At 69.4% G+C, this 12208-nt stretch carries 9 protein-coding genes; all 9 read left to right on the top strand.

The window, feature by feature from the left end; all coding sequences use genetic code 11:
• Complete coding sequence (locus AC3ANN_RS08160; RefSeq protein ID WP_488340481.1) at nucleotides 1-231, top strand: DUF6704 family protein; 231 nt, start codon at nucleotides 1-3, stop codon at nucleotides 229-231.
• Between the two features lies 1 nt (nucleotide 232).
• Nucleotides 233-1009 carry an indole-3-glycerol phosphate synthase TrpC gene (gene trpC, locus AC3ANN_RS08155; protein WP_488340480.1) on the top strand — a complete coding sequence of 259 codons (777 nt, stop codon included), beginning with the start codon at nucleotides 233-235 and terminating at the stop codon, nucleotides 1007-1009.
• The gene (gene trpB, locus AC3ANN_RS08150; protein WP_488340479.1) at nucleotides 1006-2262 is read left to right on the top strand and encodes a tryptophan synthase subunit beta; all 1257 of its coding nucleotides are present in this window, start codon (nucleotides 1006-1008) and stop codon (nucleotides 2260-2262) included. The genes trpC and trpB overlap by 4 nt, the downstream gene beginning before the upstream one ends.
• Complete coding sequence (gene trpA, locus AC3ANN_RS08145; protein WP_488340478.1) at nucleotides 2259-3053, top strand: tryptophan synthase subunit alpha; 795 nt, start codon at nucleotides 2259-2261, stop codon at nucleotides 3051-3053. Before trpB ends, trpA begins: the two co-directional genes overlap by 4 nt.
• Nucleotides 3054-3106: 53 nt before the next feature.
• Entirely contained in the window at nucleotides 3107-4078 is a 972-nt protein-coding gene (gene lgt / locus AC3ANN_RS08140) for a prolipoprotein diacylglyceryl transferase (protein WP_488340477.1), read from the top strand.
• A 74-nt stretch (nucleotides 4079-4152) separates the two neighbouring features.
• Nucleotides 4153-8760, top strand: coding sequence for a glutamate synthase large subunit (gltB, locus tag AC3ANN_RS08135; protein ID WP_488340476.1), 4608 nt, complete (start codon nucleotides 4153-4155; stop codon nucleotides 8758-8760).
• Nucleotides 8753-10219, top strand: a complete 1467-nt coding sequence (locus AC3ANN_RS08130; protein ID WP_488340475.1) for a glutamate synthase subunit beta — start codon at nucleotides 8753-8755, stop codon at nucleotides 10217-10219. Before gltB ends, AC3ANN_RS08130 begins: the two co-directional genes overlap by 8 nt.
• A 48-nt stretch (nucleotides 10220-10267) precedes the next feature.
• Nucleotides 10268-11716, top strand: a complete 1449-nt coding sequence (pyk, locus tag AC3ANN_RS08125) for a pyruvate kinase (protein WP_488340474.1) — start codon at nucleotides 10268-10270, stop codon at nucleotides 11714-11716.
• 75 nt (nucleotides 11717-11791) lie between these two features.
• Nucleotides 11792-12184, top strand: a complete 393-nt coding sequence (locus AC3ANN_RS08120; protein ID WP_488340473.1) for an SHOCT domain-containing protein — start codon at nucleotides 11792-11794, stop codon at nucleotides 12182-12184.
• Nucleotides 12185-12208 lie beyond the last annotated feature (24 nt).

Below are 12208 nucleotides of genomic sequence, written 5' to 3'. Positions count from 1 at the left end.
ATGAGCAACAACATCGGCGACCCCGGCCACGGACACTCGCCCGCAGCCTGGACGGCCGTCGTGATCATGCTCGTGGCTGTGTCGCTCGGCACGCTGTTCTTCTTCCTCGACATGCCCATCCTGGTCTGGGCGTCCGCGGCGCTCCTCGTCGTCGGTCTGATCGTCGGCTGGGCGCTCGCGCGGGCCGGCTACGGCGCGAACGGCTCGAAGTACGCCGCGAAAGAGCACTGAGATGCTCGCCGACCTCACGGCCGGCGCGGTTGAGGATGCCGAAGCGCGAGCCGCGGCGAAGCCCCTTGCGGATGTCGAGGCCGCAGCCGCGGCGCAGTCGCCGGCGCTCGACGTCCTCTCGGCTCTCGCCCCCGCCGACCGCGTGAAGATCATCGCGGAGGTGAAGCGTGCGAGCCCGTCGCGCGGTGATCTCGCCGCCATCCCCGACCCCGCGCTCCAGGCCCGCCGCTATGAGGAGGGCGGGGCGTCCGCGATCTCGGTCCTCACGGAGGGACGGCGCTTCAAGGGCAGCCTCGCCGACCTCGAGGCCGTGAAGGACGCCGTGCGGCTTCCGGTGCTGCGCAAGGACTTCATCGCGACCGAGTACCAGGTGCTCGAGGCACGCGCCGCCGGAGCGGATCTGATCCTGCTGATCGTGGCGGCGCTCGAGCAGGACGCGCTCGCGCGCCTGCACGCGCTGTCGCTCGAACTGGGCATGACCCCTCTCGTCGAGGCGCACTCGGCCGCGGAGGTCGATCGCGCCGCCGACCTCGGGGCGAGCCTCATCGGCATCAACGCCCGCGACCTGTCGACGTTCGAGCTCGACCGGGACCTGTTCGGGCGTCTCGCCGATCGCATCCCGGCCGGTGCGATCAAGATCGCCGAGTCGGCGGTGCTCGAGCCGGCAGACGTCGCCCACTACCGGTCGGCAGGCGCCGACGTCGTCCTCGTCGGCGAGGCGCTCGTGACGAACGATCCGGTGTCCACCCTGCGCGCTTTCCTGGAGGCCGGAGCATGAGTCTTCGCGAGGCACCCGGTCCCTTCTTCGGCGACTTCGGCGGCCGGTTCATGCCCGAGTCGCTCATCGCGGCGATCGACGAGCTCACGGCCGAGTACGAGGCGGCGAAGGCCGATCCGGCGTTCCAGGCCGAGTTCGTGCGGCTGCTCCACTCGTACGCAGGCCGCCCGTCGCCGATCACCGAGGTGCCGCGCTTCGCCGAGCACGCCGGGGGAGCACGGGTGTTCCTCAAGCGCGAGGACCTCAACCACACCGGCTCGCACAAGATCAACAACGTCCTCGGACAGGCGCTGCTCACCCAGCGCCTGGGCAAGACCCGCGTCATCGCCGAGACCGGCGCCGGCCAGCACGGGGTGGCCACCGCGACCGCCGCAGCGCTGTTCGGCTTCGACTGCACGATCTACATGGGCGAGGTCGACACCGAGCGACAGGCCCTCAACGTCGCGCGCATGCGGCTGCTCGGCGCCGAGGTCGTACCGGTCAAGACCGGTTCGCGCACGCTCAAGGACGCCATCAACGACGCGTACCGGGACTGGGTGGCCAGCGTCGAGACGACGAACTACATCTTCGGCACCGCGGCCGGGCCGCACCCGTTCCCGGCGATGGTGCGCGACTTCCAGAAGGTCATCTCCGAGGAGGCGCGCGCGCAGCTGCTCGACGAGGCGGGGCGGCTGCCGGATGCCGTCATCGCCTGCGTCGGCGGCGGCTCGAACGCGATCGGCATGTTCGACGCATTCCTCGACGACGAGGGCGTCGCCCTCTACGGCGTCGAGGCGGCCGGCGACGGCGTCGACACCGAGCGCCACGCGGCGTCGATCGAGCGCGGCCGGCCCGGCGTCCTGCACGGAGCGAAGACCTTCGTGCTGCAGGACGAGGACGGCCAGACGATCGAGTCCCACTCGATCTCCGCGGGCCTGGACTATCCCGGCGTCGGCCCCGAGCATTCGTGGCTCGCATCGATCGGCCGGGCCGAGTACATCCCGGCGACCGATGACGAGGCGATGCAGGCCTTCCGGCTGCTGTCCGAGACCGAGGGGATCATCCCGGCGATCGAGTCGGCCCACGCACTGGCGGGAGCGCTCCGCATCGGCCGCGACCTGGGTCCGGACGCGATCCTCGCCGTCTGTCTCTCGGGCCGCGGCGACAAGGACATGGACACCGCCGCGCGCTACTTCGGGCTCTACGACGGCGGCGCGGTCGTCGCCGCGTCCGCTCCCGCCGAAGCGGCCAAGGGAGAGGGCACCAAGCTATGACGTCCCGCGTCGCCGCCGCGATCGACGCCGCCCACGCCGACGGGCGCGGGGCGTTCGTGGGGTACCTTCCGCTCGGCTTCCCCGACCTGCAGACCAGCATCGACGCCGCAGTCGTCCTCGCCGAGAGCGGTGCGGACGTCCTTGAGCTGGGTCCGCCCTACTCCGACCCGGTCATGGACGGCACGGTCATCCAGGAGGCCACGCAGGCCGCACTCGCCGGCGGATTCCGCATGCGCGACACGTTCACGGCCGTCCGCGAGATCACGCGTCGCGTCGAGACGCCGGTGCTCGTCATGACGTACTGGAACCCCGTGCTGCAGTACGGCGTCGACCGCTATGCCGACGATCTGCTCGCCGCGGGCGGCGCGGGCCTCATCACGCCCGACATCACGCCGGAGGCGGCATCCGAGTGGATCGCCGCCAGCGAGCGGACCGGCCTCGACCGGGTGTTCCTCGCCGCGCCGACCTCCACCGACGAGCGCCTCGACCTCATCGTGCAGAACTCGACCGGCTTCGTGTACACGGTGTCGACCATGGGCATCACCGGGGAGCGGGCGCAGCTGGATGCTGCAGCCCGCACGCTGGTCGCGAGGCTTCGCGCGCGAGGGGCCGATCACGCGTGCGTCGGCATCGGCATCTCCAACGCCGAGCAGGTCTCCGGCGTCCTCGACTACGCCGACGGCGCGATCGTCGGCACGGCGCTGGTGCGAGCACTCCGCGACGGCGGCCTCGACGGGCTCGCCGAGACCGCCAGGGCCCTCGCCGCGGGCACCGCGCGGGTCGCGAACTAGACTTCTCAGGTCGGCCCATCCGGCCTCCCAACAGCCAAGGACACGGTTCTCCCATGATCAACGCCGCCGCGAGCGTCGTCGCCAGCATCCCGAGCCCGTCGATCAGCTACTTCGACATCGGCCCCCTGCGCATCCACATCTACGCGCTCTGCATCATCACGGGCATCATCGTCGCCGTCCTCTGGACGAACCGCCGCCTCACCAAGCGTGGCGCCGAGCCGTGGGTCGTCATCGACATCGCCCTGCTCGCCGTTCCGCTCGCGATCATCTGCGCGCGCATCTACCACGTGCTGACCCATTGGGACTTCTACTTCGGCGAGGGCGCGAACCCCCTGACCGCGCTGTACATCTGGGAGGGCGGCATCGCGATCTACGGCGCCCTCATCGGCGGCGCGGTCGGCGCATGGCTCGGATGCCGGTGGACCGGCATCCGGTTCTGGACCTTCGCGGACGCGCTGGCACCGGGCCTGCTGCTCGCCCAGGCGATCGGCCGCTTCGGCAACTGGTTCAACCAGGAGCTGTACGGCCTGCCGACCGATGTGCCGTGGGGCCTCGAGATCGACTACCCGAACCCGGCGTGGCCGATCGGGCTGCCCGAGGGGACGCTCTTCCACCCCACCTTCCTGTACGAGGTGATCTGGAACGTCCTCGGCGTCATCGTGCTGGTGTGGGCGGGCCGTCGCTTCCGGCTGCAGTGGGGACGCCTGTTCGGGCTGTACCTGGTCTGGTACAGCGCGGGCCGCATCGTGTGGGAGTCGATCCGCATCGATCCCAGCGAGATCATCCTCGGCATCCGCACCAACGTGTGGGCCGCGATCATCGGCGTCGTGATCGGCCTCGTGATCTTCTTCGTGCAGAGGCGCCGGCACCCGGGCTTCGAGCCGTCGCCGTATGTCCCCGGGCGCGAGTGGACGCCCGAAGGGGCTGTACAATCGCAGGACACCGACGACTTCGTCGACGTCAGCGAACCCCCGGCGTCCGAAGTCGACGAGGCCAGCGCCACAAGCACTTCCGCCACGAACTAGCGCTCTTCCCCCCGGAACAGCGGCATCAGGGCCGACGTCGTCCCAACTTGAGCATCAACGTGAGGACGGTAGGTATGGCTTCGAGCCCCCGTCACGTCGCCTCTGCGGAGGCGGTCGCCCCGGCAGCGTCCGGTCTTGCAGGACTGCCCGCGAAGCAGGGCATGTACAACCCCGCGTTCGAGAAGGACGCGTGCGGCCTGGCGATGGTCGCGACCCTGCGCGGCGAGGCAGGCCACGACATCATCGACCTGGCGCTCACCGCGCTGCGCAATCTCGAGCACCGCGGAGCCATCGGCTCCGACGCGGGCACGGGCGACGGCGCCGGCATCCTGACGCAGATGCCGGACGCATTCCTGCGCGCCGTCGTGGACTTCGACCTGCCTCCGGTGGGGGAGTATGCGGCGGGGATGGTGTTCCTGCCTCGTGACGACGAGGCGCGTGCGGCTCAGAAGGCCGGCATCGAGCGCATCGCGGCGTCCGAGAACCTCACGGTCCTCGGATGGCGGGAGGTTCCCGTCGCCGAGGAGCACCTCGGCAAGCTCGCGTTCGAGGCCCGGCCGGCGTTCGAGCAGCTCTTCGTCTCACGCCCGTCCGTGGGCGACGAGCCGGCACTGTCGGGCATCGCCCTCGACCGGCGCACCTTCCGCCTGCGCAAGCGCGCCCGCACCGAGCTCGACGCCTACTTCGTGTCGCTGTCGGCACGCACGCTCGGCTACAAGGGCATGGTGACGACGCTCCAGCTCGAGCCGTTCTACCCCGATCTGCAGGACGAGCGCTTCGCGTCCGAGCTCGCGGTGGTGCACTCGCGCTACTCGACCAACACGTTCCCGTCCTGGCCGCTCGCGCAGCCCCTGCGCATGCTCGCGCACAACGGCGAGATCAACACCGTCAACGGCAACCGCAACTGGATGCGCGCGCGCCAGTCGCAGCTCGAGTCGGATCTTCTCGGCGACATCGATCCGCTGCTTCCGATCTGCACCCCCGGCGCGAGCGACTCGGCGTCCTTCGACGAAGTGCTCGAGCTGCTCACGCTCACGGGGCGCAGCCTTCCGCACGCGATCATGATGATGGTCCCGGAGGCCTACGAGAAGCAGGCCGACATCGACCCCAAGCTGCGGGCGTTCTACGAGTTCCACTCCATGCAGATGGAGCCCTGGGACGGTCCGGCAGCCCTCATCTTCACCGACGGGACCCTCGTCGGCGCCACGCTCGACCGGAATGGGCTGCGGCCCGGCCGCTGGACCGAGACGACCGACGGCCTCATCGTCATCGGCAGCGAGACCGGCGTGCTGGACTTCGAGCCGGAGCGCATCAAGCGCAGGGGACGACTGCGTCCCGGCCGCATGTTCCTCGTCGACACCGCGCAGCGGCGCATCGTCGAGGACGACGAGATCAAGGCGCAGCTGGCCGACCTCGCGCCGTGGCAGGAGTGGCTCGACGCGGGTCGCGTGCGACTGGCCGAGCTGCCCGAGCGCGAGCACATCGTCCACCCGATCGCGTCGATCACCCGTCGCCAGCGGACTTTCGGCTACACCGAGGAGGAGGTGCGGATCCTCCTCACCCCGATGGGGCAGACCGGAGCCGAGCCCCTCGGTGCGATGGGCTCCGATACGCCGGTCGCCGTCCTCAGCGAACGTCCGCGCCTGCTGTTCGACTACTTCACGCAGCAGTTCGCCCAGGTCACGAACCCGCCGCTCGACTCGATCCGCGAAGAAGTGGTGACCTCGCTCGGACTCGGACTCGGCCCCGAGCGCAACCTCCTCGAGTGGGGGCCCGAGCATACGCGCGTCGTGACCCTCGATTTCCCGGTCATCGACAACGACGAGCTGGCCAAGATCCAGCACATCGACACGGCGCTTCCCGGCCGCACCTCCGTCACGATCCGCGGCCTGTACCGCGTGGAGGCCGGCCACAAGGGCATGAAGAAGCGCCTCGAGCAGATGTGCCACGAGGTCGATCAGGCGATCGAGGACGGCGCGGAGTTCATCGTGCTCTCGGACCGAGACTCCAACAAGGATCTCGCGCCCATCCCGTCGCTCCTGATGCTCGCCGCGGTCCACCATCACCTCATCCGCAACCAGACACGCATGAAGTGCGGTCTGGTGGTCGAAGCCGGCGACGTGCGTGAAGTGCATCACGTGGCCACGCTCATCGGGTACGGGGCATCCGCCGTCAACCCGTACCTGGCGATGGAGACCGTCGAGTATCTCGTTCGCGCCGGCTTCATCACTGGCATCACGCCCGAGAAGGCCGTCAAGAACCTCATCTACGCGCTCGGCAAGGGCGTGCTGAAGATCATGTCCAAGATGGGCATCTCGACCGTGTCGTCGTACGCGGGCGCGCAGGTGTTCGAGGCGGTCGGGCTCTCGCAGGAGCTCGTCGACGCCTACTTCACCGGGACGGAGTCGAAGCTGGGCGGCGTCGGGCTCGACGTCATCGCGGCCGAGAATGCCGCCCGCCACGCGTACGCGTACCCGGAGGATGCCGCGGTCCGCGCCCACGAGCGGCTCTGGACGGGCGGCGAGTACCAGTGGCGGCGTGACGGGTCGCCCCATCTGTTCAACCCCGACACGGTGTTCCGCCTGCAGCACTCGACGCGCACTCGCCGATACGACATCTTCCGCGAGTACACCAAGCTCGTCGACGACCAGGCGCAGGAGCTCAAGACCCTGCGGGGCCTGTTCGCCCTGAAGACCGCGGGCCGCGCACCGGTGCCGATCGACGAGGTCGAGCCGGTCTCGTCGATCGTCAAGCGATTCTCGACGGGCGCGATGAGCTACGGCTCGATCTCGAAGGAAGCACACGAGACGCTGGCGATCGCGATGAACCGGATCGGCGGCAAGTCGAACACGGGCGAAGGCGGCGAGGATGTCGATCGCCTTCTCGACCCGGAGCGTCGCAGCTCGATCAAGCAGGTCGCATCGGGCCGCTTCGGCGTGACGAGCCTGTACCTCACCGAGGCCGACGACATCCAGATCAAGCTCGCACAGGGAGCGAAGCCGGGCGAAGGCGGTCAGCTGCCGCCGACGAAGGTGTATCCGTGGGTGGCGCGCACGCGCCACGCGACGGCGGGCGTGGGTCTCATCTCGCCGCCGCCGCATCACGATATCTACTCGATCGAAGACCTCAAGCAGCTGATCTTCGATCTCAAGCGCGCCAACCCGGACGCGCGCGTGCACGTCAAACTGGTGAGCCAGTCCGGCATCGGTGCGGTCGCCGCGGGCACCGCGAAGGCCCTGGCCGACGTCATCCTCGTCTCCGGACACGATGGCGGCACCGGCGCGAGCCCGCTCAACTCGCTCAAGCATGCCGGAACGCCGTGGGAGCTCGGCCTCGCCGAGACCCAGCAGACGCTCATGCTCAACGGCATGCGCGACCGCGTGGTCGTGCAGGTCGACGGGCAGCTCAAGACCGGCCGCGACGTCATCATCGGCGCCCTCCTGGGGGCCGAGGAGTTCGGGTTCGCGACGGCGCCGCTCGTCGTCTCTGGCTGCATCATGATGCGGGTCTGCCACCTCGACACGTGCCCGGTCGGCGTCGCCACGCAGAACCCGGTGCTGCGCGAGCGCTTCACGGGCAAGCCCGAGTTCGTCGTCAACTTCATGGAGTTCATCGCACAGGAGGTCCGCGAGTACCTCGCCGAGCTCGGCTTCCGCACGCTCGACGAGGCGATCGGCCGCAGCGATCTGCTCGACGTCGACGGCGCCGTGCGGCACTGGAAGGCGAACGGGCTCGACCTGGCGCCCGTCCTCGACGGTCCGGTGTTCGCCGAGGAGGAGCCCCGTCGCAACACGACGGCACAGCTCCACGAGCTCGAGGAGCATTTCGACGTGGCGCTCATCGAGCGCGCGAAGGACGTCATCACGCACGGCGGGCACCTCACGATCGACCTGCCGATCCGCAACACCGAACGCGCCGTCGGCACCCTGCTCGGGCACCACGTCACGAAGGCGCGCGGCGAGAACGGGCTGCCGTCGGGCAGCATCGTGGTGAACCTCACCGGATCCGCAGGTCAGTCGTTCGGCGCCTTCATGCCGGCCGGCATCACGCTCCGCCTCGAGGGCGACTCTAACGACTACGTCGGCAAGGGGCTGTCGGGTGGACAGATCGTCATCCGGCCACCGCGGGACGCCACGTTCGACGCGTCGGAGAACGTCATCGCCGGCAACGTCATCGGGTACGGCGCCACGCAGGGGACGATGTTCCTCCGCGGTGTCGTGGGGGAGCGGTTCTTCGTCCGCAACTCCGGCGCGACCGCGGTCGTCGAAGGCGTCGGCGACCACGCGCTCGAGTACATGACGGGCGGTCTCGCCGTGATCCTCGGGCCGACCGGCCGCAACCTCGGCGCCGGCATGTCGGGCGGCACCGCCTACGTGTACCGGCTCGATCGCAAGCTCGTGAACAGGGAGGCGCTGGCCTCCGGCGAACTCGAGCTCGGCGAGCTCGGCTCGGGCGACGCCGAGATCCTCAAGGACCTGCTCGCGCAGCACGTCGCCGAGACCGGGTCGACACTCGCGCAGACCCTCCTCGAGGACTTCGAGGCGGAGTCCGCGAACTTCGTCCGTGTGATGCCGCGCGACTACGCGGCAGTGCTGCAGACTCGCCAGGCGGCGGTCGCCGAGGGGCTCGATCCCGACGGCTCGGTCGTGTGGAACCGCATCTTGGAGGTGACAGGTGGCTGACCCGAAGGGCTTTCTCAAGGTCACCGAGCGCGAGCTGCCGCCGCGGCGGCCCGTGCCGGTGCGCATCATGGACTGGAAAGAGGTCTACGAGCCCGGCGACTCGGCCGTCCTGCGCCGCCAGGCGGGCCGCTGCATGGACTGCGGCGTGCCGTTCTGCCACAAGGGGTGCCCGCTGGGAAACCTCATCCCCGAGTGGAACGACCTCACCTGGCGCGGCGAGGGTCGCGCGGCGATCGAGCGTCTGCACGCGACCAACAACTTCCCGGAGTTCACCGGGCGGCTGTGCCCCGCCCCGTGCGAGAGCGCGTGCGTGCTGGGCATCAACCAGCCGGCCGTCACGATCAAGCAGGTCGAAGTCTCGATCATCGACGAGGCGTTCGCGCACGGCTGGGTCGAGGCCGAGCCGCCCGGGCGCCTGACGGGCAAGACCGTCGCGGTCGTGGGCTCGGGCCCCGCCGGACTCGCCGCAGCCCAGCAGCTCACGCGCGCCGGCCACACCGTGGCGGTGTTCGAGCGCGATGACCGCATCGGCGGGCTGCTGCGCTACGGCATCCCCGACTTCAAGATGGAGAAGCGCCACCTCGAGTCACGGCTTCGCCAGATGCAGGACGAGGGCACCCGCTTCCGCGCCGGCGTCGAGATCGGCAAGGACATCTCGTGGAGCGACCTCCGGGCGCGCTACGACGCGGTCGTCGTCGCCACCGGCTCGACCGTGCCGCGGGACCTGCCCATCCCCGGGCGGGACCTGGACGGTGTGCACTTCGCGATGGAGTACCTCGTAGAGTCCAACCGGGCCGTCGCCGGCGATGCGGTGCCGAACCAGATCACCGCCGAGGGCAAGCACGTCGTCGTCATCGGCGGCGGCGACACCGGCGCCGACTGCATCGGCACCGCGCACCGCCACGGCGCCCTCAGCGTCACGAACCTCGCGATCGGACGGCGCCCTCCCGGCGAGCGGCCCGAGCACCAGCCGTGGCCGATGTCGCCGACGATCTTCGAGGTGCAGTCGGCGCACGAGGAGGGGGGTGAGCGCTCCTACCTCGCCTCGACGGTCGAGTTCCTCGGGAACGGCGCCGGCGAGGTGCGCGCGATCCGCGTCGCAGAGACCGAGTTCGTCGACGGCCGCCGCGTGCCCAAGAGCGGCACCGAGCGCGAGATCCCCGCGGACCTCGTGCTGATCGCGATGGGATTCACGGGCCCCGAGCAGGCGTTCCTCGAGGAGCAGCTCGGCGCGCAGTTCACCGAGCGCGGCAACGTGCACCGCGAGGACGACTACCAGACCACCGCGCCGGGCGTCTTCGTCGCCGGGGACGCCGGTCGCGGACAGTCGCTCATCGTGTGGGCGATCGCCGAGGGCCGCGCGGCGGCTGCGAGCGTTGACCGCTTCCTCATGGGCGAGACGCAGCTGCCCGACCCGGTCCGCCCCACGGATGTCGCCATCGGCCTGCAGCCCGCGTAGGCTGGCCGAGGCATTCGCCACCTTCAACCCACCCGGAGAAAACCACGGATGAGACGCGCCAAGATCGTCGCCACCCTGGGTCCCGCCACATCGACGTATGAGATGGTCCGCGCCATCATCGACGCCGGCGTGGACGTCGCCCGCTTCAACCTGAGCCACGGGGACTACTCGGTCCACGACAACAACTTCGCCAACGTGCGCAAGGCCGCCGACGACGCGGGCCGCGCCGTCGCCATCCTCGTGGACCTGCAGGGCCCGAAGATCCGCCTCGGCAAGTTCGAGAACGGACCGCACGAGCTCGCGGTCGGCGACATCTTCAAGATCACCACCGAAGACATCCTCGGCACGAAGGAGATCGTCGGCACCACCTTCAAGGGGCTGCCGAACGACGTCAAGCCCGGAGACTTCCTCCTCATCGACGACGGCAAGGTCCGCGTCAAGGTGCTCGAGACCGACGGCACCGTCGTCACCACCGAGGTCATCGTCGGCGGCCCGGTGTCCAACAACAAGGGCATCAACCTGCCCGGCGTCGCGGTGAACGTCCCCGCGCTGTCCGACAAGGACGAGGCCGACCTTCGCTGGGGTCTGCGCGCGGGCGCCGACCTCATCGCGCTGTCGTTCGTGCGCGACGCCAAGGACGTCCAGCGCGTCCACGTCATCATGGCGGAGGAGGGCATCCACGTCCCCGTGATCGCCAAGATCGAGAAGCCGCAGGCCGTCGACAACCTCGAGGAAATCATCGACGCGTTCGACGGCATCATGGTGGCCCGCGGCGACCTCGGCGTCGAGCTTCCCCTCGAAGCCGTCCCGATCGTGCAGAAGCGCGCGGTCGAGCTCTGCCGGCGCATGGCGAAGCCCGTCATCGTCGCGACGCAGATGCTCGAGTCGATGATCGAGAACCCGGTGCCCACGCGCGCCGAGACGAGCGACGTCGCCAACGCCGTGCTCGACGGCGCGGACGCCGTGATGCTCTCGGGCGAGACGAGCGTGGGCAAGTACCCCGTGACCGTCGTCGAGACCATGGCCCGCATCATCGGCTCGACCGAGGAGCACGGACTCGAGCGCATCCTGCCGCTCACCACGAAGCCCCGTACGCAGGGCGGCGCGATCACTCTCGCCGCCATGGAGGTCGCGGAGTTCGTGGAGGCGAAGTACCTCTGCATCTTCACGGAGTCCGGTGACACCGCCCGCCGCATGTCGCGGCTGCGCCCCCGCATCCCGATGATCGGCTTCGCCCCCGACCCGGCGATCCGCCGCCGCATGGCGGTCACGTGGGGCGTCCAGTCGAGCCTCGTCGAGCATGTCGCCCACACCGACCTCATGTTCATCCAGGTCGACGACTACCTGCTCTCGAACGACCTCGCCGCGGTCGGCGACAAGGTCGTGGTGATCTCGGGGTCTCCTCCCGGCATCATCGGATCGACGAACGACATCCGCATCCACAAGGTGGGCGACGCCGTGCACGGCAAGGCGCCCATCTACAAGACACGGGACTGACGGAAACCGTCGATCGGGCGGCTGGGACCACTAGTGTGGTGCCAGCCGCCCGTCCTCGTCTGAAAGGTGACGCCGATGTCCTTCTTCGGTGAGTTCTTCTGGTTCCTGCTGTGGAGCTTCTACTTCATCGCCTATCTGTACGTGGTGATCATGATCATCACGGACCTGTTCCGCGATCATGCCCTCAACGGCTGGCTCAAAGCGCTGTGGATCATCGCACTGATCTTCGTGCCGTTCCTCACGGCGCTCGTCTACATCATCGCCCGCGGCCGAGGCATGGCCGAGCGCGCGATGGCGGCGCGCGGCCCGATGATCTCGGAGTCCGACGACTACCGTCCGGCGGCGTCATCGAGCCCGGCCGACGACATCGCCCAGGCCAAGGCGCTGCTCGATGCCGGCTCGATCACGCAGGGCGAGTACGAGGCGCTCAAGAGCAAGGCGCTCGGCAACCAGTACTTCGGCGCCTGACGTCGCAAGGGAAGGACGGATGCC

The sequence above is a fragment of the Microbacterium sp. STRO-2N genome, assembly GCF_057747775.1.
The sequence above is the reverse complement of the archived record's forward strand: the minus strand, read 5'-3'. Positions and strand labels throughout refer to the sequence as shown.